General features: G+C 73.0%; 17 protein-coding genes and 1 tRNA gene. 7 read left to right on the top strand and 11 right to left on the bottom strand.

The features are described 5' to 3' along the window. Window positions 1-117 precede the first annotated feature (117 nt). A tRNA-Val gene (locus C4T42_RS05060) sits at window positions 118-192 on the bottom strand. A gap of 258 nt (window positions 193-450) precedes the next feature. On the opposite strand from C4T42_RS05060, the gene C4T42_RS05055 reads away from it, so the two are divergent. Both C4T42_RS05055 and C4T42_RS05050 read left to right on the top strand, forming a co-directional pair. Next, window positions 451-792 carry a SelT/SelW/SelH family protein gene (locus C4T42_RS05055; protein ID WP_244435124.1) on the top strand — a complete coding sequence of 114 codons (342 nt, stop codon included), beginning with the start codon at window positions 451-453 and terminating at the stop codon, window positions 790-792. Between the two features lie 55 nt (window positions 793-847). Further along, complete coding sequence (locus tag C4T42_RS05050) at window positions 848-3,064, top strand: HWE histidine kinase domain-containing protein (RefSeq protein ID WP_083916042.1); 2,217 nt, start codon at window positions 848-850, stop codon at window positions 3,062-3,064. Between the two features lie 24 nt (window positions 3,065-3,088). Here the strand turns inward: C4T42_RS05050 and C4T42_RS05045 are convergent, their stop codons facing one another. The 8 genes from C4T42_RS05045 to C4T42_RS05010 are packed head-to-tail and all read right to left on the bottom strand — an operon-like array spanning window position 3,089 to window position 14,397. After that, the gene (locus C4T42_RS05045; protein WP_020091975.1) at window positions 3,089-4,237 is read right to left on the bottom strand and encodes an ABC transporter permease; all 1,149 of its coding nucleotides are present in this window, start codon (window positions 4,235-4,237) and stop codon (window positions 3,089-3,091) included. Window positions 4,238-4,248: 11 nt separating this feature from the next. Beyond that, window positions 4,249-5,265, bottom strand: a complete 1,017-nt coding sequence (locus C4T42_RS05040) for an ABC transporter permease (RefSeq protein WP_103984776.1) — start codon at window positions 5,263-5,265, stop codon at window positions 4,249-4,251. After that, complete coding sequence (locus C4T42_RS05035) at window positions 5,262-7,229, bottom strand: ABC transporter substrate-binding protein (RefSeq protein WP_103984775.1); 1,968 nt, start codon at window positions 7,227-7,229, stop codon at window positions 5,262-5,264. Before C4T42_RS05035 ends, C4T42_RS05040 begins: the two co-directional genes overlap by 4 nt. Next, window positions 7,226-8,092 carry a hypothetical protein gene (locus tag C4T42_RS05030; RefSeq protein ID WP_103984774.1) on the bottom strand — a complete coding sequence of 289 codons (867 nt, stop codon included), beginning with the start codon at window positions 8,090-8,092 and terminating at the stop codon, window positions 7,226-7,228. Before C4T42_RS05030 ends, C4T42_RS05035 begins: the two co-directional genes overlap by 4 nt. Then, window positions 8,092-9,933, bottom strand: a complete 1,842-nt coding sequence (locus C4T42_RS05025; RefSeq protein WP_026604759.1) for an ABC transporter ATP-binding protein — start codon at window positions 9,931-9,933, stop codon at window positions 8,092-8,094. Before C4T42_RS05025 ends, C4T42_RS05030 begins: the two co-directional genes overlap by 1 nt. After that, window positions 9,930-11,882, bottom strand: coding sequence for a glycosyltransferase (locus C4T42_RS05020; protein ID WP_020091980.1), 1,953 nt, complete (start codon window positions 11,880-11,882; stop codon window positions 9,930-9,932). Before C4T42_RS05020 ends, C4T42_RS05025 begins: the two co-directional genes overlap by 4 nt. After that, window positions 11,870-13,150, bottom strand: coding sequence for a glycosyltransferase family 4 protein (locus C4T42_RS05015; protein WP_103984773.1), 1,281 nt, complete (start codon window positions 13,148-13,150; stop codon window positions 11,870-11,872). The genes C4T42_RS05020 and C4T42_RS05015 overlap by 13 nt, the downstream gene beginning before the upstream one ends. Then, window positions 13,147-14,397 carry a glycosyltransferase gene (locus C4T42_RS05010; RefSeq protein WP_020091982.1) on the bottom strand — a complete coding sequence of 417 codons (1,251 nt, stop codon included), beginning with the start codon at window positions 14,395-14,397 and terminating at the stop codon, window positions 13,147-13,149. The genes C4T42_RS05015 and C4T42_RS05010 overlap by 4 nt, the downstream gene beginning before the upstream one ends. A 148-nt stretch (window positions 14,398-14,545) precedes the next feature. On the opposite strand from C4T42_RS05010, the gene C4T42_RS05005 reads away from it, so the two are divergent. Continuing rightward, a complete protein-coding gene (locus C4T42_RS05005) occupies window positions 14,546-15,874 on the top strand; it encodes a glycosyltransferase family 87 protein (RefSeq protein ID WP_103984772.1) in 1,329 nt (442 codons plus the stop codon). On the opposite strand, the gene C4T42_RS05000 is transcribed toward C4T42_RS05005, so the two are convergent. After that, window positions 15,834-16,694, bottom strand: coding sequence for a carotenoid 1,2-hydratase (locus C4T42_RS05000; protein ID WP_020091984.1), 861 nt, complete (start codon window positions 16,692-16,694; stop codon window positions 15,834-15,836). The two genes, C4T42_RS05005 and C4T42_RS05000, sit on opposite strands and share 41 nt — an antisense overlap. Then, complete coding sequence (crtD, locus tag C4T42_RS04995) at window positions 16,691-18,226, bottom strand: 1-hydroxycarotenoid 3,4-desaturase CrtD (RefSeq protein WP_043712296.1); 1,536 nt, start codon at window positions 18,224-18,226, stop codon at window positions 16,691-16,693. Before crtD ends, C4T42_RS05000 begins: the two co-directional genes overlap by 4 nt. Before the next feature lie 106 nt (window positions 18,227-18,332). On the opposite strand from crtD, the gene C4T42_RS04990 reads away from it, so the two are divergent. The 4 genes from C4T42_RS04990 to C4T42_RS04975 all read left to right on the top strand — a co-directional run bounded on the left by C4T42_RS04990 (window position 18,333) and on the right by C4T42_RS04975 (window position 22,393). Continuing rightward, window positions 18,333-19,202: a polyprenyl synthetase family protein gene (locus C4T42_RS04990; protein ID WP_020091986.1), complete on the top strand. Its 870-nt coding sequence runs from the start codon at window positions 18,333-18,335 to the stop codon at window positions 19,200-19,202. Between the two features lie 29 nt (window positions 19,203-19,231). Continuing rightward, the gene (locus tag C4T42_RS04985; RefSeq protein ID WP_103984771.1) at window positions 19,232-20,359 is read left to right on the top strand and encodes a methyltransferase; all 1,128 of its coding nucleotides are present in this window, start codon (window positions 19,232-19,234) and stop codon (window positions 20,357-20,359) included. Window positions 20,360-20,453: 94 nt separating this feature from the next. Beyond that, a complete protein-coding gene (gene bchC, locus C4T42_RS04980; protein WP_020091988.1) occupies window positions 20,454-21,392 on the top strand; it encodes a chlorophyll synthesis pathway protein BchC in 939 nt (312 codons plus the stop codon). Continuing rightward, the gene (locus C4T42_RS04975; RefSeq protein ID WP_020091989.1) at window positions 21,389-22,393 is read left to right on the top strand and encodes a chlorophyllide a reductase iron protein subunit X; all 1,005 of its coding nucleotides are present in this window, start codon (window positions 21,389-21,391) and stop codon (window positions 22,391-22,393) included. Before bchC ends, C4T42_RS04975 begins: the two co-directional genes overlap by 4 nt. Window positions 22,394-22,397: the final 4 nt, after the last annotated feature.

The raw sequence follows: 22,397 nt of genomic DNA, 5'->3' as shown, positions 1-22,397 counted from the left end.
GATCGGGCCGGGTCCAAGCTTATGCGTTCACCGATCGAGCGCCCTTAGCACGCGCTTTTCGGGTGGCAAACCGACGCGGGGAGCCGCGGGATCAGACCTTCGGGGGATAGGGGATGATGGTGGACGGTGCAGGGATCGAACCTGCGACCTTTCCCGTGTGAAGGGAACGCACTACCGCTGTGCTAACCGTCCGTACCGGCGTGCCGCCTGAGCGCACGCCATCGCCGCTCGCCCGTGGGGGCGCCGCGACCCGGTGGCGGGCCTTCTAGAGCGCGGCGGGCCGCGACGTCAAGCGCGGCCGGCGATGTTGGCCGACAGCCGGACGAGCGTTCGAGCAGGCGTCCAAATACGCACCGCACTCGGCTGAGCGCCGCCGTCGCCGGCCCGGGGCACGCCGACGTGCGCGTGCGTGAGGTTGACAAGGGCGTCGGCCCGGTGCGCTGTGCGGGCATGCACGATGGGCGAGCGGGCGCGAAGCCCGGCAGCGACGTGACGGTGGAGGGCGCGGCGAGGCCAGGACGGCCGCGCGTCGCGATCACGTACTGCACCCAATGCAACTGGCTGCTGCGCTCCGCCTGGATGGCGCAGGAACTCCTCTCGACGTTTCGCGATGATCTGGGCGAGGTCGCCCTCGTCCCGGCCACGGGGGGCGCTTTCAACATCCAACTGGACGGGGTGCTCCTGTGGGAACGGGTGCGCGACGGCGGTTTCCCGGACGTGAAGGCGCTGAAGCAGCGCGTGCGCGACCACCTCGACCCGACACGCGATCTCGGTCATATCGACCGGTCATGAGGCGAGGGAACGGCGACGAGCCCGCGTGGCACCGCGGGCCGGGGACGGACCCCGCTTGAGTCCGGACCATCACGCCGAGGGCGCGGGCGTCCCCGCGGTGATTCCCGCGCGCCGTTCCTGGCTGTCGCGGCGGCTGCACCGCTTCGGGCGAAACGGCTTCTCGACCCAGGTCTACCTGATCGCGCTGGTGATCGCGCTGATCGGCCCCGGCCTGCTGTTCACCAGCATCCTGCTGATGCGCTACGCCTCCGCCGAGCGGGCACGGTTCGAGCAGGACGCCCGCGAGAACGTGCGCGGCATCGGCCTGTCCCTGGACCGCGACACTGCCGGTCTCGTGTCGGTGCTGCAGACTCTGGCGACCTCACCGCGGATCCGGCAGGGCGACTTCGAGGCGTTCGACGCCCAGGCGCGCCTCGTCCGCGAATCGATCGACCTGGACGTGCTCCTGCGCCGGCCCAACGGGCAGGAGATGGTGAATACCGGCGTGCCGCGCGGCGCGCCGATGCCGGTCGTGACGCTACCCTTCGACCAGGATCTGGCCCGCGGCACGCAGCGCGCCATGGTGAGCGGCTACGTGCCGGGCCCGATGCCGAGCGAGGCCACCTACGCGGTCGGCGTGCCCGTCATGGTCGACGGCGAGGTCGGCTACATCCTGAGCTTCACCGTTCCCCTGTCACGCCTGCAGGGCATCCTGTCCCGGGAAGTCGTCCCGGGCTGGACGACGGGGATCAGCGACAGGTCGGGCATCGTCCTGGCGCGCCTGCCCGATCCCGAGGCGGTGGTCGGCAAGCAGCGCCTCGCCAGCCTCCGCCAGGTGCAGTCGTCGACGCCCGGGGTCTGGGAAGGCCAGGATCGCCAGCACAAGCCGGTGGTGGTGATCGAGGCGCGCTCGCGGCTCACCGGCTGGATGGTCGCGACCAGCATCCCGCAGGCTCTCGTCGACGCGCGGGTGCGGCGCTGGATCTGGGCCTTCGCGGGCTTCGGCCTGCTGGTGCTGGCCACCTCGTCGCTCCTGGCGGTGAACCTCTGGTCGCGGGTCTCGCGCCCCCTCCGGCTGCTGGCCGCTTCGGGGCCTGCCCTGGCCCGGGGCGAGGCGATCCCGCGCGTGTCGTCGCCGGTCCACGAGATCCAGCGGCTCGGCGTCGTGCTGTCGGAGGCGTCTCTCCGGCTGCGCACCCGGGAGGAGGAGCGCGACCGGGCGCTCGCCGAGACCAAGCGCGGCCTGAGCGCCCTGAGCGAGTCTGAGGCGCGCTTCCGGCACATGGCCGATTCGGCGCCGGCCCTGATCTGGATGACCGACGAGACCGGCGCGGTCAGCTTTGCCAACCTCCATTTCGAGCACCTGTTCGGGCTGCCGGCCGCACGGTTCAACGACGACGGCTGGCACCAGATCGTGCATCCCGACGACCTGGAGAATTTCCGCAGCGCCTTCACGGAGGCGTTCGAGGCCCGGGTCCCGTTCCGCACGGAGGCGCGGGTGATCGACCGGACGGGCGCGGTGCGCTGGCTCCAGTGCGAGGGCGTGCCGCGGCTCGACGACGCCCAGAACTTCCTGGGCTACACCGGCTGCAACATCGACATCACCGACACGAAGAACGCCGAGGAGCACCTCCTGCTCCTGATCCACGAGTTGAACCACCGGGTGAAGAACACCCTGGCGACGGTGCAGTCGATCGCGGCCCAGTCGCTGCGCGGGCTGGAAGGCGCCGAGGCCGACGCGGCGCGCGCCGCCTTCGAGGCGCGCCTCCTCGCCCTGGCGCGGGTGCACGACGTGCTGACCCGGGAGAGCTGGGAGGGGGCGGAACTCTCCGCCGTCGTGGCGGACGCGATCCGGCCGCTGGAGGCCGGCGACGGCCGGGCCTCGCGGTTCCAGGTTCAGGGACCGGCCCTGCGGCTGCCGCCGCGGCTCGCTCTGTCCATCGCCATGGCCCTGCACGAGCTCGGCACGAACGCCGTGAAGTACGGCGCGCTCTCGACCGAGGGCGGCACGGTCGAGATCGCCTGGACGGTGCGGCGCCTGGACGAGATGCAGCTCTCGCTCCGCTGGTCCGAGCGCGGCGGCCCGCCGGTGAAGAAGCCGACGCGGACCGGATTCGGATCACGCCTGATCGAGCGCAGTCTGGCGCGCGAGCTCGCCGGCGAGGTGGTGCTGAGCTACGAGCCGACCGGCGTGGTGTGCACCATCGACGCCCCGGTGCCGCCGCCGGGCCTCCTCGAGCGCAAGGGCGTCGCCGCCCCGACGCGGATCGCGCCTCTGCCGCTCGCCGGGTAGGCCACACGGCGCGGCGCGCGCCCCTCAGTGGTACGGATCGGCAGCGTCGCGCAGGCCGTCGCCCATGAAGTTGAAGGCGAGCACCGTCACCAGCACGGGCAGGACCGGCAGGAGCAGCCAGGGGTAGAGCTGTACCGCCGCGAGATTCTGCGCCTCGTTGAGCAGCACGCCCCAGCTGGTCACCGGCGGTCTGAGTCCGAGGCCCAGGAACGACAGGGCGGTCTCGCCGAGGATCATGGTCGGGATCGACAGCGTCGCCGACGCGATCAGGTGGCTCATGAAGTTCGGGATCAGGTGACGGCCGATAACCCGGGTCGGCGAGGCGCCCATCAGCTCGGCGGCCTGGACGAAATCCTCCTCCCGCAGCGCCAGGAGCTTCCCGCGCACCGCCCGCGCGAGCCCCGGCCAGTCGAGCAGGCCGAGGATCACCGTGATGCCGAAGAAGATCAGCAGCGGGCTCCAGTTCGGCGGCAGCGCCGCCGACAAGGCGAGCCACAGCGGCAGCTCCGGCAGGGAGCGCACCACCTCGATCAGCCGCTGCACCCCGGCATCGACGACGCCGCCGAAATAGCCCGCGATACCGCCGAAGAAGAGCCCGAGCGCGAACGAGATGGCGACGCCCACGAGGCCGATGGTGAGGGAGATCCGGGCCCCGTAGATCATGCGCGAGAACAGGTCACGCCCGAGCTTGTCGGTGCCGAGGAGGAACAGCGTGCCGTTCTCCGGCGGGCAGACGAGGTGCAGGTCGGTGCGGACGAGCCCCAGCCAGTCGTAGCCGTCGCCCCGGCAGAGGAAGCGCAGCGGCTGCGGGGCGGCGGCGTCCACCTTGTAGTCCCGGCGGAACGTGTCGAGGTCGAGATGGGCCCGGTAGGGGTAGACGAACGGCCCGACGAAGCGGCCCTCGTGGAACAGGTGCACGCCCTGTGGCGGCGCGTAGAGGAAGTCGCCGTTGCGGCGGGCCTGTCCATAGGGCGCGAGCTGCTCGACGAACGGCACGGTCGCGTAGAGCGCGAGCAGGATCAGGGCCGAGGCCACGGCGAGGCGGTGGCGCAGGAACTTGCGGAGGATGAGCCGCCACGCGGAGGCCGTGGCGACCGGGCTCTCGGTCCGGGCCTCCGGCTCGAAGGGCGCCGGATCGACGAAGTGTCCGGATGCGGGCAGCGCGTCGGTCATCGCGGGGCGAGTCATCGCAGGCCCATGCGGATGCGCGGATCGAGCCAGACCAGGATCAGGTCCGAGATCAGCATGCCGACGAGGGTGAGGGCCGCGACGAACATCAGGATGAACCCGGCCATGAACTGGTCCTGGCTGCGCAGGGCCTCGAGGAGCAGCGGCCCGACGGTCGGCAGGCTGAGCACCAGGGAGACCAGCACCGACCCCGAGACGAGGTGCGGGAGCAGGTTGCCGATATCCGCGACGAACGGGTTGAGCGACATCCGGAACGGGTATTTCAGCAGCGCCTGCAGGGGCGGCAGGCCTTTGGCGCGGGCGGTCACCGTGTAGGGCTTGGCCAGCTCGTCGAGCAGGTTGGCGCGCATGCGCCGGATCATGGCCGCGGTGCCGCCGAGGCCGATCACCAGCGTCGGCACGATCAGGTGCGCCAGGAGCGAGCGGACCTTCTCCCAGGTCCAGGGCTGGTTGGTGAGGGCCGAATCGTAGAGGCCGCCGATCGACAGCCCGAACCACCGGTTGGCGTAGAACAGCAGGATCAGGGCGAGCAGGAAGCCCGGCACCGCGAGGCCGACATAGCCCAGCAGGGTGACGACGGCGTCGCCGAGCGTGTTCCGGTGCGTCGCGGAGTAGATCGCCGCCGGGATCGCCACGAGGTGGACGAACACCACCGCCGTCAGGTTGATCAGCAGGGTCAGCCACAGGGCGTCGCCGACGACGTCCGCCACCGGCTTGTCGTACTCGAACGACCAGCCCCAGTCGCCCTGGAGCAGCCCGGAGAACCCGACCGATCCGGGCAGCACGCCGATCCACATCAGGTACTGCTGCCAGACCGGCCGATCGAGCCCGTACTGCCTGATGAGCAGCTCCGCCTTCGCCACGGAGCTCGCGTCGCCGGTGGCCCGCAGCTCCATGATCCGGTTGGTCAGGTAGTCGCCCGGCGGCAGCTTGATGATCACGAAGACGAGCGCCGAGATGACCAGCAGCGTCACCGCCATCGTGACGACGCGGCGGAGGATCTGGACGATCACCGGGCCTCCGCGCGCTTGTCGGCGCCGGTTTCGGTGCCCTTGTCCCAGAACAGCTCGTCGAGGCGCTGCACGCCGATCATCGCGGTGGGCTCCCAGGAATAGAGGGCGCGCTTCGGGAGGTTGATCAGGCGATCGGCGCCGACCACCGGCTGGAGCGCGCCCGCCACCGTGCCGATCACCCAGGTGTTGTGCGCGTGGTTCATCAGCATCTCGCGCCAGATCGCGGCCTGCCGGCCGGCATCGTCGGTGTGGCGCCACTCCCGGTCGAGCTCGATGAGGCGCTGGACCTCCGGTACGTCGCAGGGCTCGCCGCTCTTGCCGCGGCTCTCGACGTTCATGCTCCACAGCGGCCAGGAATAATGCTCCGGCTGGGCCGGGCTCAGCTCGGTCGGGGGCATGATCGCGGTCGGCACGGCGAGGTCGAGGCCCTGGGCGGCGACCATGACGGTCACGCCCGCGATCGAGCGCCGGTGCAGGTTCGTGCGCTCCTGCGGCTTGGTGATCAGGCGGATCCCGACCTCGCGCCAGAACTCCGTGATGAGCAGCAGCGCGTCGAGGACCATCTCGGCCTCGCCGTCGCTCTCCACCACCAGCTCCAGGGCGCGACCGCCGGGGAGCAGCCGCGTGCCGGAACCGTCGCGGGCCGTCAGCCCGATCTCGTCCAGAAGCTTGGCGGCCCGGGCCGGGTCGTAGGCGGCGTTGAGGGTCCGCATCTCGGGCTCGAACAGCGCGCTCTCCGGCACGATCGTGTCGTTGCCCTCGGTGCCCAGGCCGAACAGGAGCGTGTTGTTCAGGGTGCGCCGATCGATGGCGAGCGACAGGGCGTGCCGGTACCGCACGTCGCGGTTGAGCTGCCGCCACGCCGGATCCGTCGTGGTCAGGTTCGGGTAGAGCGCGATCTCCGAGCCGCGGGCCACGGGCCACAGGTTGGTGCGGTAGCGATGCGCCGCCTCACCCTCCTTGAGGCTCGGGATGTCGGGCATCATCAGCCCGCGGAACATCAGGTCGGCCTCGCCGGCATTGGTCTTGGCGACCAGAAGGCCCTGCGAGGCCACGTCCATCACGATGGAATCGACGTAGGGGAGCTGCGTGCCGGCCGTGTCGACCCGGTGGTAGCTGCGGTTGCGCTCGAACCGGAACCGGGTGGCCGGCGAGCGGGTCCGCGGGACCCAGCCCTGCAGGGTCGGGCAGTCCGGGTTGTTGAGCTCGTAATTGTCGTCGAGGCGATTGTGCAGGGCCGCCCAGCTGCGGAGCTTCAGCGCCTTGGCCTTCGCGTCGGCCGCTTCCTTGCCGACGTAGCGGGCGTGGTACGGCTTGAGATAGTGCGACGGACGGTAGATCAGCGGGTCGCGCGGCGCCGCCAGGGCCGGCAGGAACATCGGGTTCGGCCGGTCCCAGCTGTAGCGGATGGTGACCGGATCGAGGAATTCCACTTCCGGGAGCTTGCCGTCGACCCGGAAGAAGGCCGCGGGCCCGTCGGGGCTCAGGGCCTTCTCGTTGGCGACATCCTCCCAGTAGTAGCGGAAATCCTCCGCGGTGAACGGGTGCCCGTCCGACCAGCGGTGGCCCTGGCGGAGCGTGAACGTGAAGCGGCCGCCCTCGACGTCGACGCGCTCCAGCACGTCGGGCCGCAGGTTGAGGTCGGCATCGTAGCCGACGAGGCGGGTGTAGCCGTAGACCGACAGGTAGCGGACGTCCCGCGCCTTGGCGATCAGGGTGCGGATCGTGCCGCCCGCGCTGCCGAGCCGGCGTCCGTGGGCGGCGAGGTCGGCTACGTAGGGGGTGGTCGGCGGGCCGGGCGCGTCGGCCGGCGGGGTGTCGGCGAAGGCCCGCGACGGCGCGCGCGACCAGATCAGGCTGGCGCCGAGCCCGGCGAGCAGGGCGCGGCGGGACACGGTGCTGTCGTTCCCGCCCCGCAGCGGGAGAGCGGACGGGGTGCCGTCCTGAATGTCCCAGGCCTTCATGAGCTGCCCCGCAACGTCACGGAGGTGAGCCGGGCGGGCGAGTAGCCGGTCGCCCTGTGCAGGTCGTCGAAGGCGTGGGACCGTGCGATCAGCCCGGCGGCCTGCCGCACCAGGGCGTCGTCGGCCGGCTGCTCGAAATGGCGGCCGTTCCGCGTCCACCGGATCGGCTCCGGGCTGCGCTCGGGCCCGGTGATCATCGCGATGGTCGGGTGCGCGGGGCCGCCATGGGCGTGGATCCGGTGCCCGGCCGCGTCGTCGTCGAACAGCAGCCGGGTCAGACCGCGCGCCCGCGCCTCCACGACCCGCCGGCCCTGGGCGACGTGGTCGTCGAAGAACGCCACCGTCCGCGCCGGGTCGAGCACGGACCAGTCGGCGGTCGACCAATCCGCCGTGCTGTAGCGGGCCTGCCGGTCGCGATACTGCAGGCCCGACAGGTCCGGATCGTGGCAGAAGATCTGCGCCTGCGGGCGAGCCTGCCGGATCACCCAGGTCGTGAGCCCGCGGAACACGCCCGATTCGATCACGTAGTCGGGCTTCAGCGCCCGCATGGCGACGTAGAGCTGCAGCGCGCCGTTGAAGCCGCTGCCGCCGCGCCGCTGCCGGACGGGGGCGGTGGGTATCAGCGCCCAGAACGCCCGGACCTGCTCCAGCACGTCGCCGTCGGGGACGAGGCCGGCGGCGGCGAGATCGCGTTCCAGGATGGCGGCGGCCGATTCGAGCAGGGTGGCGACTTCCCGCGGCGAGGTCGGCCGGTGGGTCCAGTCGGGGGCGGCCGGTACGAGGTCGTAGCCCAGGCGGTCGAAGAACGGCGACAGCACCTTGCGGCGCAGGCGCTCCAGCATCACGGGCGGCCGGGCCTGCATCACGCGGCCTCCGCACTGTGGGCGGCGCTGAAGCGCACCCGGTGTCCGGTCTCGACCGGGCGCATCGCCCCGGCCTCGTCGGGGGCCAAGCGGAACGGCTCCTCCCAGCGGGTCGGGTCATTGCGGTCGGAGGCGACGGCCGCGAAGTCGAGGGGATGGTCCAGGCTCGGATCGGGCACGGCGGCGAGCAGCGCCCGCGTGTAGGGATGGACGGGCCGGCGGAACAGGGCCGCGCGGGGCGCCTCCTCGACGATGCGGCCCCGGCACATCACGCTGATCGTGTCCGCCATGTAGTCGATCACTGCCAGATTGTGGGAAACGATGAGGTAGGAGAGGCCCAGGGCGGCCTGGAGATCCTTGAGCAGGTTCAGGATCTGCGCCTGGACCGAGACGTCGAGGGCCGAGACCGGCTCGTCGAGCACCAGCAGCCGCGGCTTCGGGGCGAGCGCCCGGGCGATCCCGATGCGCTGCCGCTGCCCGCCCGAGAAGGCGTGCGGGTACCGGCCGAGACCGCTGGGCTCCAGGCCGACCATCGCCATAAGGGCGCGGCAGCGCTCCCGCCGCTCCGCCGCCGGGACGCCGTGGATCTCCATCGGCTCCGACAGGATCTGCCGGACGGTCATGCGCGGATCGAGGGACGCGTAGGGGTCCTGGAACACGAACTGGACCGTGCGGCGATAGGCGAAGAGGGCGTCGCCGCTCAGGCCGTGGACGTCCCGCGGGCCGCTGCCGTCGTCGAACAGGATCCGCCCGGAATCCGGCCGGAGCGCCCGCATGATCATCTTCGAGACCGTGGTCTTGCCCGACCCGGACTCGCCGACGAGCCCCAGCGTCTGGCCCGCCGCCAAACTCAAGGAGACGTCGGACACGGCGTGGACGATCCGCGGCTTCTGCCACAGCCGACCGGCGCGCAGCGTGAAGCTCTTGCTCACCCCCTCCACCTGCAGGATCGGCCCGGCCAGGGGCGCGGGCGCCTGGCCGGGCGGGATCTCGGCCTTGGCCGGGCGGATCGGCGTGAGCCGCTCGCCGGGCGCCATGTCGAAGCGCGGCACCGCGTGGAGGAGCGCGCGGAGATAGGCGTGGCCCGGCGCGCGCATCACCGTGTCGCGCGGGCCCGCCTCGACGAGGCGTCCGCGATAGAGGACGGCGACGTCGTGGGCGATGTTGGCGACCACGCCGAGGTCGTGGGTGATCAGCAGGATCGCCATCCCGGTCTCCTCCTGGAGCCGGGCCAGCAGGGCGAGGATCTGGGCCTGGGTGGTGACGTCGAGCGCGGTGGTCGGCTCGTCGGCGACGAGGAGGGCGGGTTTCAGGATCAGCGCCATGGCGATCATGGCGCGCTGGCGCAGGCCGCCGGACAACTCGAACGGGTAGGTCCGCAGGGCGCGGTGCGGGTCCGGGAAGCCGACCCGGGCCAGCGCCCCCTCGGTCCGGGCATCGGCCTCCTTGCGGTCGGCCCCGGTGTGGATGCGCAGCGCCTCGCCGATCTGGTCGCCCACCGTGTGGAGCGGTGACAGGCAGGTCATGGGCTCCTGGAAGATCATGGCGATGCGCTGGCCACGGATCGCCCGCATCGCCTCGCCCTCGGAGGGGAGCCGCGCGATGTCGGCCTCGACCTCGCCGTCCCGGAACAGGATCTGACCGCGGGTGATGGCGGCGGAGGGCGGCAGGATCCGCAGAATCGCCTGGGCGGTCACCGACTTGCCCGAACCGGACTCGCCGACCAGGGCGAGGGTGCGGCCGCGGTGAACGTCGAGGGACAGGCCGTGCAGCGCCTCGAACGGACCGCTCTCCGTGCGGAACGCGACCGCGAGGTCGCGGATGGACAATAGCGGGCTCAACCCGTCCTCGCGATCTGTGAGACCTGAGACTTAGATGCCGCCGGCCCCTTGTCCATCGCGGACGCGCCGAAGTGCGCCCGAACATCCACGACCTGTATCGCCGGGTGCCGCAGGAGGTTGGCCACGAGGGCGCCGGCGAAGTCCCAGACGGCCTCGTCGTGGACGCGGTGGTGCGTCAGCAGGCCGAGCGGCCGCTCCGGCGCGCCCGCGATGTCGGCGGCGAGGCCGCGCAGCAGGGCTTCCGGATCGCGCAGGGACCGGCTGCCCCGCCAGTCGATCGGATCGAGGGTGGCATCGAGCCGGCGCAAACCCGGGATCGACGGGCCGGGCACGGCCGAGAGGCCGCGATAGCCGAGATCCGGCAGGGCGGCGGCGAGCTCCGGCGCGACGCGGTTCCACGGCGGTACGAAGACAGGCAGCAGCGAGCCTTCCGGCAGACGCTGCCGGGCGATCCGGAGACCGGCAGCGGCGTCGGCGACCAGGGTCTCGAGCGGGCGGTGCGCGCCGAACTCGGCCCGCTTCTCGCCCGGCGGGGCGTGGTTGTGGTGGGCGAGGCCGTGGACGGCGACGGATACACCGGCAGCCGCTTCGAGCCGCCGCGGCAGCGAGGCGTCGATGCCGGCCGGGATCGCGGCGAGGAGCAGCGGGACGCCGTGGTGCTCGGCGAGACCGATGAGGCGGTCGAGGTCCGGACCGCCCGCGACCGCGTCGTCGTCGCGCCAGAACAGCGGCACGCGCAGGCCCCGCGCCGCGACGGCGTCGAGAGCACGGCGGAGAGCGTCGAGGGCCGGCTCGGCCGGCTTAGCCCGGACGGGGCGCGATCGCTCGCCCCCGCGGAGGGATTCGACCAGCGCGACCGTGCGCGCTGCGCCGTCCCGATCGATCCCGGGATCGCCGGGCGCGGGGAGGACGCCCCGCGACGCGATGGCCTCCACCAGGGTCCCGGGCGTCAGCTCCGATTCCGGCAGCACCCGGGCGAGTCCCCGGGTGGCGAGGCGCTCGGCGCGCAGGCGCTGCTCGGTCTCGCCGCCGGCCTCGAAGGGCACGAGGACAGCGGGTGTGCCGGTGGCGAGGAGATCGACGGCCGTGTTGTAGCCGCACTGGCTGACCGACAGGGCGGCGCCGGCCAGGAGCGCGCGATAGTCCGGCTGGGCGCGACCGAGGATGCCGGGCGCGAGACCGTGACCGATCTCGGACAGCTCGGCCTCGGGGACGCCGTGGCCGGCCAGGATCCGCCAGCCGAGATCCGGCCGAAGCCGGGCCGCGCCTGCGGCCGCGCGCAGCAGGACCAGCCCGGCCGGTCCGGATCCGGCGGCGACCACCACGCCGGAGCGGCGCGAGGCCGGCGCGGGCACGGTCCCCTCGTCCACGTAGCCGGTGTAACGCACCTTCGCGGCGGTGGCCGCGTCGAGGGGCCACGAGGCCTCGAGAGGGATCAGGGCCGGGTCGCCGTGCACCAGCACGGCGTCGTAGAGGTCCGCCACACGCGCGTGCGCCTGGGCGATCCGCTCCGGCTTGGTCGAGGCCACGAGGACGTCGCGCACGGAGGCGAGGACGAGCGGGCGCGGGCGCCGGGCGCGGGCCGCGTCCACCAGGGCGAGGAACTCGGCCGCCAGGGCGCGCCGGCCGAACGGGAACAGCTCGGTGATCACCGCGTCAGGCTCGAAGGCCGCCAGGGTATCGACCATCAGGGCTCGGCGGCGTTCGAGGAGCGCCGGCCCGGCCGGGCCTCCGTCGGGGTCCAGCAGCGTCGAGAAGTCCGTGCCGGCGATCCGGAGCGGCGGCAGCTGCACGCGGCGCAACCCGTCCTGTCGGACCATCGGTGCCGGGACGCCGCCCGAGACCAGCATCGTCTCGTGGCCGGCCGCCGCGAAGGCGCGGGCGATGGCGGCCGCGCGGGTGAGGTGCCCCGCGCCGAGCAGATGCGTGACCGCGATCAGGACGCGCACGCGGACAACTCCGATTCGCGGGCGACCGCGCCCTGCGGCAGACCCGCGGACGCGCGCAGCCGGCCGGCGATCAGCGCGATCGCCGCTTCCTCGGAGAAGTCCTGCACGAGCCGGGCCAGGGCCGCCGCGCCGAGCCGCTGACGGAGGCCCGGATCGCCCGCGAGACGGACCAGGGCCTCGGCCAGCGCCGCCGGCTCGCCGGGCGGCGTCAGGACGCCGTGGACACCGTCGGTGATGAATTCCGGCGTGCCGGCGAAGGCGGTCGCCAGGATCGGGAGCGCTTGGCTCGCGGCCTCCATCAGCACGTTCGGCAGGCCGTCGCGGTCGCCGCCAGGGGCGGGCTTCGTCGGCAGGACGAAGAGGTCCGCCGCGCGCATGGCCTCAATCACCGCGGGCTGCGCCAGGGCGCCGCGGAAGCGGACCCGCTCCGCCAGGCCGCAGGCAGCGACCCGGGCCTCCAGGGCTTCGCGCCGCTCGCCACTGCCGATCAGGTCGAGCCACCAGTGCAGGTGCGCGGGCAGGGCGGCGAGGGCGTCGATGAGGTCGTCGTGCCCCTTCTTGGCGACGAGCCGGCCGACACAGAGGAGCCGGAGGGGGCGGTCCGGGTCCGTCCCGTCGCGCGGCTCGCGCGGCGGCGGCGCGTCGGGGAACCGGGCGAGATCGAGCCCGTGATAGGCGAGGAGCGTCCGGCCCGGGGCGAGGCTGTCGAGCCGGGCGAGGCCGTCACGGGTGCAGGTCACGCCCCATTCGGCGTCGCGCAGCTTCTCGGCCAGTTCCCAGTCGGGCGTGGTCCAGATGTCCTTGGCATGCGCCGAGAAGCTCCACCGGCGCCCGGTCAGGAGCGCGGCGTAGCGGGCGACGCTGGCCGGCGTGTGCAGGAAGTGCACGTGGATATGGGCGACCTCGGCCGGCAATTCCCGGGCGAGGACCAGGGCCTGCCCGAGGCGCCGCAGCCGCGACGCCGTCGGGTCGCGCCGGAGATCGCGGGCGAACAGCGCCAGGAGCGCGGGCAGGTTCGGCCGCCGGAGCGCGGCGCCGACGCCCCGGGACACCCGCAGCGGCGCGTCGCGCAGGTACTCGGGCAGGTAGGCGGCCTCCGCGCGGATCTGCGCGTGCATCGGATGGCGGGCCCGATCGGTCGGGCGCCGGAGGGACCAGATCTCGAGAGCCAGGCCGCACCGTTCCAGCGCCAGCAACTCCTGCGCGATGAAGGTCTCGGAGAGCCGCGGATAGCCCTTCAGCACCACGGCGACCCGTTTGGCGCTCACGAATAGGCCTGCAGGTACGGCCGGGCCGGGACGTTCGCGCCGCCGCGGGCGGTCAGCGCCCGGACGCGGCGCGCGACCGCGTCGAGGCCGTCCAGGAGACCCGGCACCAGAACCCGCGACGGCGGGTCCTGTCCCGGCAGGTCGCGGAGCGCCGCCGCCATGCGCCCGGGCGCCCGGCCTTCCGCCTCCATCAGCACCCGCGCGAGGCCGAGCCGCTCGGCCGCCAGCGCCCGGATCGCCTGTTCCCGCCGCGGCTCGGTCCGGGGCACGAGGATCGCCCGGCGGTCGAAGGACAGGATCTCGCAGAACGTGTTGTAGCCCCCCATGGCGACGACGCCGGCGGCCTTGCGCATCAGGAACTCGATCTCGCTGTCGAAGGTGATGGCCGCGATCCGGTCGCCGAGGCGGCGGATGCGCGCCATGAACCCGTCGCGGATGCCGGCGTCGAGGAAGGGACCGAAGGCGATGAGCGCGGGCAGGGGGATCGCGGGATCGGCCTCGTAGGCGGCGATCACCCAGTCGATCAGGGCCGCCCCGTCGCCGCCGCCGCCCGGCGTCACCAGGATGAAGGGGCCGTTCGCGATCGGGGGCTCCTCGCGGCCGGCGCGGCGCTCCGGGAGGTCGCGGCGGAGATAGCCGGTGTAGATCAGGCGCCCGTCGATGCGGGCGGCCATCTCGGGCTCCATCGGCAGCGCCGCCAGGGGCTCGTGGATCCGGCTCAGCCCGTACACCCAGATCTCGTCGTAGAAGCGCGCCATCGTCTCGGCCGCGCCCTTGCGCTCCCATTCGGGGACGAGGCGGTCGGCGTCGTCGAGGACGTCGCGCAGGCCCAGGACGAGGCGGATGTCGCGGGCCGCGGCCTTCTCCAGCACCGGCAGCAACTCGCCGTGGAAGCCGGCCGGTTCCTTGTCGACGATGATCAGGTCGGGTCGGAAGGCGTCGCAGGCCTGGGCGATGATCGCGGAACGCTGCGCGACGGTGCGCGCCAGCGGGGTCGCGCCGTCGAGGCTGGCATAGCCGCCGTCGGCGAACTTGGTCACCGGCGGCAGCCTGACCGTCCGGACGCCCGCGGCGAAGGCGAAGCGGTCGACCACCGGGGAGCCCGAGACGATCATCGCCCGGGCGCCGCGGTTGCACGCCACGATCGCGTTGGCGATCGCCCGCGAGCGGCGCAGATGGCCGAGCCCGAAGGTATCGTGGCTGTAGATCAGGACGCGCGGGGCCGGAGACGCCTCGTCCAGTCGCATCGATGTGATCGCCCCGGTTTGACGGCGCGAGGATCGCAGCCGCCGCCCTCTTGCACAAGCCGGGCCGGGCCGCAAACACCCCTGTTAACGGGCCCGGAACCGCGCGCGCCTAGGCTGCTGCGGAATCCGGACGCGGAAATCCTCCGTCATGCCAGCGCCCATCGAGACCCGCGTGCCGGGCTCACCGACAGCACGCGCCGCCGCGCTCCGGTCGGATCTCGCGCATCTCCTGAGCAGCGATGACCGGCTGTTCGCCTTCGGCAGGCGGGCGGCCTGGGTGCTGCTGCCGCTCGGCCTCGCCATGGTCCTCCTCGTCTACGGGACCGGCCCGGACCCGCGGCGCAACTGGTACGGCGACCCCCTCGGCAACGACTTCGTCCAGGTCTGGGTGGCGGGCCGCTCGGCGCTGGAGGGGCGGGGGGCGGACCCCTACGACCTGCCGGTGCACCTGGCGAACCTGAAGGCGGCCTGCGGGCAGGCGTGCCGGTTCGCGTGGCACTATCCCCCGGTGTTCCTCCTGCCGGCGGCCGCGATGGCACTGCTGGATCTGCAGCCGGCCTACCTGCTCTGGACCGCGCTCTCCCTGGCCCTGTTCGCGCTCGCGATGCGGGTCGCGGCCGGCCGGCGGGACGCGGCCCTCGTCGCGCTCGCGCACCCGCTCGTGCTCTGCAACCTCGTCTACGGCCAGAACGGCCTGTTTACCGCGTCGCTGCTCACCCTCGGCGCGGTGCTCGTCGATCGCCGACCGTGGCTCGCCGGGCTCTGCTTCGGCCTGCTGGCCTACAAGCCGCACTTCGCGGCGCTCGCCCCCCTGCTCCTGCTCGTGACGGGACGGCGCGAATGCCTGGCCGCCTGCGCGTCGACGGTGCTGGCCCTCTGCCTCGCGTCGCTGGCGCTGTTCGGGACGGCGCCCTGGACCGGCTTCCTCGGCACGCTCGGGGACACGAACCGGATCATCCTGCAGAACGCGGCGGCGAGCCTCAACCTCAACGCCAGCGCGTTCGGCGCGGTGCGCCTGCTCGGCGGCTCGATGGCCGCCGCCTGGACGGCGCAGGGTCTCGTCGCCGTACTGGCGCTCGGCCTCGCCTGCCGCGCCTGGTCCCGGCCCACAGACCCGACGCTGCGCGCGGCCGCGCTCCTCGTCTCCGCGCCGCTGCTGTCGCCGTACCTCCCGGTCTACGACCTGGCGCCGCTCGTGCCGGCCGTGCTCCTCCTGGCGCTCGCCGCGCACCGCGCGGGCGGCCTGCGGCCGCGCGAGCGGGCCCTGCTATGCGCGGTGCCGCTCTTCGCGGTCGTCCGGGAGGCGGCCGCGCTGACCGGCTTCCCCCTCGGCCTCGTGCTGAGCATGGCGACCTTCGCCTGCATCGCGGGGCGCGTCATGCCGCAAAGCGTCACCCCGAGCCGACGGCGATCCGGGACGGGGGGCGCCGAGGCCCTCACGGAGCCAGCGGCCGCGGGATCCGGAAGGGCAGCATGAGTCGCACCATCGGGTTGCGGAACCGGTCGAGCGACAGGCTCTCGTGCACGGCCCGGACCGGCTCGCCGCCCAGAGTCGAGGCGAGCAGCGAGCGGGCGTAGAACGGCGTGTCCTCGTAGGTCGCGAGCACCCGCGAGCGGCCGCCGTCGCTGCGGGTCTCGCGCGGCATCCGCCAGAAGCGCGTCGCCGGGAGCGCCGCGCCGGGCGGCGGCCGGATCTCGCGGCGGCTGCCGTCCGCGGAGAACCGGAGCGACAGGTTCTGGCCACCGCCGTCGCGGTGATGGACGTCGTAGAGGATCGCCGCGCCGTCCGGCAGGTCAGCCCGGCACCATGTCCACCGCGAGAAGGCGGCCTCCAGCGGTTCGTCGCCGTCGTTGGTGTCGAAGTAGCCGCTCCCGCTCCAGCGAAGGTCCGGCGCGTCGAAATCGACCTCGACCCGCGAGGACGGCGACATCGGCCACCAGCGGTGGCGCCCGGCCCGGTCGAGATGGAACGGGCCGCCCGTGAACCCGCGCGGCTCGAGACGCACGGTGCCGCGGATCCTCCGGGGCAGGGGCGCGCCGCGCTCGTCGATCCGCACCGTCAGCGCCGTGCCGTCCCAGTGCATGGCGCTGGGTCCGACGGCGATGTGGTCGGCGCTGCGCGACAGGCTGGTTGCGCGGCGCTCGGTCATGGCGAAGCGGCCGCGGTCGCCGTAGAGCACCACGTTCATGGCGCAGTGGGCGAAGGGGTCCTTCTCGGCGCTCCAGGCGTAGTAGGGCGAGAACACGCTGCCGATGAACGCGATGATCGTGAGGCCCTGGCGGCCGTCGTCGCTCACCGCATCGACGTACCACCACGCGTAGCCGCCCCGCGCGACCGCGCCATCGAATCGCGGTCGTCCAGGATCGCTGCCGCTGCCAGCCGCCCCGACTGCGCCGCCATCGGCACGCCCGGGCCGGGATGGATCGAGCCCCCCGCGAGATAGAGGCCCGGCACCGCCGTCCGCGCGCCCGCGCGCTTGAAGGTCGTCGCCCATCCCTGTGCCGCCCGACCGTAGAGGGCTCCGCCCGTCCCGGGGAAGAGGGCGTCGAAGTCCCGCGGCGTCGTCGTGACCGCCGACGACGTGAAGTCCAGGGTGAGCCCGCAGGCCTCCAGCCGGCGGATCAGGTTCCTCTCGCATCTCTCGATCTCCGGCGGCTGAAGGGGGCGCTCCCGGCCATCCGCCGGAGCGTTGACGAGCAGGAGCAGGCGTTCTGGCCCCCGCGGCGCGGCGCCCGCCGCGTCCCGGTCCTGGGCACAGACGTAGACGGTCGGGTCGTCGGGCAGGCGGCGGGCGCGCAGGAGCGCGTCGAACTCGGCCCGGTAGTCGCGCGAGAAGAACACCGTGTGGTGCGCCAGCGGGAAACCCGCCGGCACCGCCTCCGCGCAGAGCGTGACCGCGGAGAGCGAGCGCTCGCCGGGCGCGAGCCGCTCGCCGGCGGCGGCCGCATCGGGCCCGAGCAGCCCCGCCCCCAGGGCCGCGCAGTCCGCGTTGCAGACGACGTAGTCGGCGGCCACGGTCGTGCCGTCGCTCAGGCGCACGCCGGTGACGCGGCCGCCGTCCGCGAGGATTTGCGCGACCTCCGCGCCGTACCGGAAGGTCGCGCCGCGCTCCGCCGCCAGATCGGCCACCGCCCGCGCGAGGCCGCTGAGCCCTCCCGCGACGGTCCAGACGCCGGCCTGCTCCACGTGGGCGACGAGCATCAGCGTCGCCGGTGCCGTGAAGGGCGAGGCGCCGCAATAGGTGGCGTAGCGGCCGAACAGCTGGAGCAGCCGCGGGTCGCGAAAGTACGCCCCCAGCGCCGACCAGAGCGTCGTGAAGGGCTGGATTCGCCAGAGATCGCCGAGGCCCGAGAGCCCGACCCGCTGCGCGAGGCCGGCGGGACCCGTCCGGCCCTCGCGGATGAAGGGCCCTTCGAGGGTGCGGTAGACCTCGGCCGAGCGGGCGCAGAAGCGCCGGTAGCCGTCCGCCTCGCGCGGTCCCGCGAAGGCCGCGATCGCGTCCGCCGACGCGTCGATATCGGCGAAGAGGTCGAGACGCTCGTCCCGGCTCCAGGCGTGACGGGCGAGGAGCCTTGCCGGTGACAGGGCGACCCGGTCGCCGAGATCCGCCCCGCAGTCGGCGAACAGCTCCTCGAGAACCCAGCGCATCGTGAAGACGGTCGGACCGGCCTCGACGGCGCGGTCCCCGACCGGGACGGCGCGCATCTTCCCGCCGGGCTGCGGCGCGCGCTCGAGGATTGTCGTCTCGAAGCCGGCATGGGCGAGCCGCAGGGCGGCGGCGAGGCCACCGATCCCGGCACCGATCACGACGACGCGCTCCTGCGCCACGGCCGCTCCGAACTCCCCCACCACGGGATTGATCTCCCCTCCGCAAAGTGTCAATAAGAAATGACACCTGTTGCTGACAACCGCATACAACACGGGAGGCAACGATATGGAGTCCGGTCGGCGGATCGAGATGGCGCTGGATCGCGCCGTTGCGCACGCGGAGGCGCCCGGCGCCCCGCCCCTTCTGGCGGAGGCTCTCCGCTACGCGGTGTTTCCCGGCGGCCATCGGATCCGGCCGCGCCTGTGCCTCTCGGTGGCCCGCGCCTGCGGCGACGACGACCCGGCGGGGTCCGTGGCGGCCGCCGCCTCTATCGAGCTCCTGCACTGCGCCTCGCTGGTCCACGACGACCTGCCGTGCTTCGACGATGCGCCGATGCGGCGGCAGAAGCCCTCCGTCCACGTCGCCTTCGGCGAGCCGATCGCAGTCCTGACCGGCGACGCCCTGATCGTCCTCGCCTTCGAGACCCTCGCGCGGTCCGTCGGGCCTTATCCGGCGCGCCTCGGGCGCCTCGTCGGACTCCTCGGCCGCGCCGCGGGGTCGCCGTCCGGCATCGCGGCCGGGCAGGCCTGGGAATCGGAGGCGCATATCAGCCTCAGCGACTATCAGCAGGCGAAGACGGGCGCCCTGTTCGCCGCCGCCACCGTGGCCGGTGCCGCGGCGGCGGGGGCGGAGCCTGAACCCTGGCGCCGCCTCGGCGAGTGCCTCGGCGAGGCCTATCAGGTCGCCGACGACCTGCGCGACGTCGCCTGCCGGCAGGAGGAGATCGGCAAGCCCGCCGGGCGCGACGCGACGCTGGGCCGCCCCAACGCCGCCGCCCTGCTGGGTACCGGCGGCGCGATGGAGCGCTTGTCCCGGCTGACCCGCGAGGCGATCGCGGCGATCCCGCCCTGTCCGGGCGTGGCCGCGCTCACCGCCGAGATCGAGGCGCAGGCGCGGCTGTTCCTGCCCGCGAGCCTGCGCGCGGTGGCGGTCTGAGCGCCGGATCGCTCCCCGGAACCGGCACGGTGCCGCCCGTTCCGCCCGCGTGGGCGGACAGGTGGCTCGCGTGGCGCAACCGCCTCGTCGCCAGCCCCCGGTTCCAGCGCTGGGCGGCGGGTTTTCCGCTGACGCGCCGCATCGCGCAGCGCAACACGCGCGCGCTGTTCGACCTCTGTGCCGGCTTCGTCTACGCGCAGGTCCTGACCGCCTGCATCCGCCTCGACCTGTTCGCGATCCTCGCGGATGGCCCGCAGACGGTCGACGCGCTGGCGCGGCGGCTCGACCTCACGCCCGACGCGGCACGACGCCTGCTGCGCGCCGCCGAGTCCCTCGGTCTGCTGCGCGCCCTGTCGAATGACCGATTCGGGCTCGCCGACCTGGGCGCGGCCCTGGTCGGCAATCCCGGCATCGCCGCCATGATCGAGCATCACGCGCTGCTCTACGCGGATCTCGCGGATCCGGTCGCCCTGCTGCGCGGACAGGCCCAGCCGACCCGCCTCGCGGGCTACTGGCCCTACGCGGCCGGGGCGACGGGCGACGCGCGCACGGTGGCTCCCTACAGCGGCCTGATGGGTGCCTCGCAGGCGCTGATCGCCGAGGATGTGCTCGACGCCTGCGACCTGTCGCGCGTCCGGCACCTCATGGATGTCGGCGGCGGCGAGGGCGCCTTCCTGCAGGCCGTGGCGGCGCGGCACGCCGGCCCCCGCATGACCCTGTTCGACCTGCCGGCCGTCGCCGACCGCGCCCGAGCGCGCCTCGACCAATCGGGCCTCGGCGACAGGATCGCCTGCCGCGGAGGCGACTTCCACGGCGGGCTGCCCGCGGGCGCCGACACGATCACCCTGGTGCGGATCGTCCACGATCACGACGACGCGCCGGCCCAGGCACTGCTGCGGGCGGCCTACGCGGCGCTGCCGCCGGGCGGCACGCTGCTCATCGCGGAGCCGATGGCCGGGACGCCCGGCGCGGAGCCGGTCGGCGACGCCTATTTCGGCTTCTACCTCCTGGCGATGGGCTCCGGCCGGCCGCGCCGGGCCGAGGAGCTGCGCGCGATGCTCGCGGCCGCAGGTTTCACCGCCACGCACGAGCATCCGACACGTCGCCCCCTGCTCGCGCGGGTGCTGAGAGCTCAAAAAACAGGCCCAGCCAAGTAAGTGTGACTTGACGCTGACCTGTGTCTATCTAGGATGACACATAGCGGCTTCGCACCAGAGAGAGTCGCAACGCAAAGGGTGGACACTTCCAGCCATGGACGCTCTGGCCGTCATTCTGGAAAACCCGGAGCACCTGTCGGTTCAGCGCCTGGCCCTGACGCCGCCCACTGACGCGGACGCGGTCGTGGCGGTGTCCTGGAGCGGGATCAGCACCGGCACCGAGCGCCTGCTCTGGTCGGGGCGGATGCCGCCCTTCCCGGGCATGGGCTACCCCCTGGTGCCGGGCTACGAATCCGTCGGGACGGTCGTGGAGGCGGATGCCGGCGCTTCGGTCCGGGTCGGCCAGACCGTCTACGTCCCGGGGGCCCGCTGCTTCGGCGCCGTTCGCGGCCTGTTCGGAGGCGCCGCGTCCCATCTGGTCGCACCGGCCGCCCGCCTCGTGCCGGTGGACGAGGCCCTCGGCGAGCAGGCCTGCCTCCTGGCCCTCGCGGCGACTGCCCATCGCGCCCTCGGGCGCCTCGCTCTCGGCGCGGCTCCGCTCATCGTCGGGCACGGCGTCCTCGGCCGGCTGCTCGCGCGGCTGACCCTGGCTGCGGGCGCCGCGCCCACCGTCTGGGAGACGGACCCCGTGCGCGCAGCCGGCGAGCACGGATACACCGTCGTCGCGCCCGACGCGGATCCCCGGCGCGACTACGCGACGATCACGGATGTCAGCGGCAACGCCGCCGGCCTCGACGACCTGATCGCCCGGCTCGCACCGGGGGGCGAGATCGTCCTCGCCGGGTTCTACGAGGCGCCCCTCAGCTTCGCTTTCCCGCCCGCGTTCATGCGCGAGGCCCGGATCCGGATCTCGGCCGAGTTCAGGCCCGAGGACACGGTGGCGGTGACGCGGATGATCGAGAGCGGCCGGCTCTCCCTCGACGGTCTGATTACCCACCGTGCCCCGGCGGCACAGGCCCAGGACGCCTACCGCACCGCGTTCGCGGATCCGGGCTGCCTGAAGATGATCCTCGACTGGAGGGACGCCGCGTGAACGTTCAGCTCAACAAGGCTGCCCTGTCCCAGGCGACTCAGCTCCGCGCCGAGGCCGCGATCGAGCCCGATGCCGTGTCCACCGCACCGGCGAAGAAAGAAACGCAGATCATCGCGATCTACGGCAAGGGCGGCATCGGCAAGTCGTTCACCCTCGCCAATCTCAGCTACATGATGGCCCAGCAGGGCAAGAAGGTCCTGCTGATCGGCTGCGACCCGAAGAGCGATACGACCTCGCTCCTCTTCGGCGGCAAGGCCTGCCCGACCATCATCGAGACGTCGACCAGGAAGAAGCTCGCGGGCGAGTCGGTCGCGATCGGCGACGTCTGCTTCAAGCGCGACGGCGTCTACGCAATGGAGCTCGGCGGTCCCGAAGTCGGGCGCGGCTGCGGCGGCCGCGGGATCATCCACGGCTTCGAGCTTCTGGAGAAGCTGGGCTTCCACGAGTGGGGCTTCGACTTCGTCCTCCTCGACTTCCTCGGCGACGTGGTCTGCGGGGGCTTCGGCCTGCCGATCGCCCGGGACATGTGCCAGAAGGTCATCGTCGTCGGCTCGAACGACCTGCAGTCGCTCTACGTCGCCAACAACGTCTGCTCGGCGGTGGAGTATTTCCGCAAGCTCGGGGGCAATGTCGGCGTCGGCGGACTCGTGATCAACAAGGACGACGGCACCGGCGAGGCCCAGGCCTTCGCGGAGGCGGCCGGCATCCCGGTCCTGGCCTCGATCCCGGCCGACGAGGACATCCGCCGCAAGAGCGCGAATTACGAGATCATCGGCAAGCCGGACGGGCGCTGGGGCACCCTGTTCGCGGACCTCGCCGCCAATGTCGCGGAGGCCGCGCCGCACCGCCCGACGCCGCTCTCGCAGGACGGGCTGCTCGGCCTGTTCTCCAGCGAGACCACCGGCCGCGACGTCGTGCTGGTTCCGGCGACCCACGAGGACATGTGCGGCGTCGCCCACGTGTCCAAGCCGTCCCTCGAAGTCGTGTACGACGAGGTCTGACGCG

This window comes from Methylobacterium sp. 190mf, assembly GCF_900107945.1.
Lineage (GTDB): Bacteria > Pseudomonadota > Alphaproteobacteria > Rhizobiales > Beijerinckiaceae > Methylobacterium.
This window is presented reverse-complemented; position numbering and strand designations above follow the sequence as displayed.

What these genes read in the sequence shown, in the direction of transcription:
- C4T42_RS05055 (WP_244435124.1), top strand. Translation starts at nt 451, where the DNA reads ATGCACGATGGGCGAGCGGGCGCGAAGCCCGGCAGCGACGTGACGGTG.
- C4T42_RS05045 (WP_020091975.1), bottom strand. Translation starts at nt 4,237, where the DNA reads ATGACCGACGCGCTGCCCGCATCCGGACACTTCGTCGATCCGGCGCCC.
- C4T42_RS05035 (WP_103984775.1), bottom strand. Translation starts at nt 7,229, where the DNA reads ATGAAGGCCTGGGACATTCAGGACGGCACCCCGTCCGCTCTCCCGCTG.
- C4T42_RS05030 (WP_103984774.1), bottom strand. Translation starts at nt 8,092, where the DNA reads ATGCAGGCCCGGCCGCCCGTGATGCTGGAGCGCCTGCGCCGCAAGGTG.
- C4T42_RS05010 (WP_020091982.1), bottom strand. Translation starts at nt 14,397, where the DNA reads ATGCGACTGGACGAGGCGTCTCCGGCCCCGCGCGTCCTGATCTACAGC.
- C4T42_RS05005 (WP_103984772.1), top strand. Translation starts at nt 14,546, where the DNA reads ATGCCAGCGCCCATCGAGACCCGCGTGCCGGGCTCACCGACAGCACGC.
- C4T42_RS04990 (WP_020091986.1), top strand. Translation starts at nt 18,333, where the DNA reads ATGGAGTCCGGTCGGCGGATCGAGATGGCGCTGGATCGCGCCGTTGCG.
- bchC (WP_020091988.1), top strand. Translation starts at nt 20,454, where the DNA reads ATGGACGCTCTGGCCGTCATTCTGGAAAACCCGGAGCACCTGTCGGTT.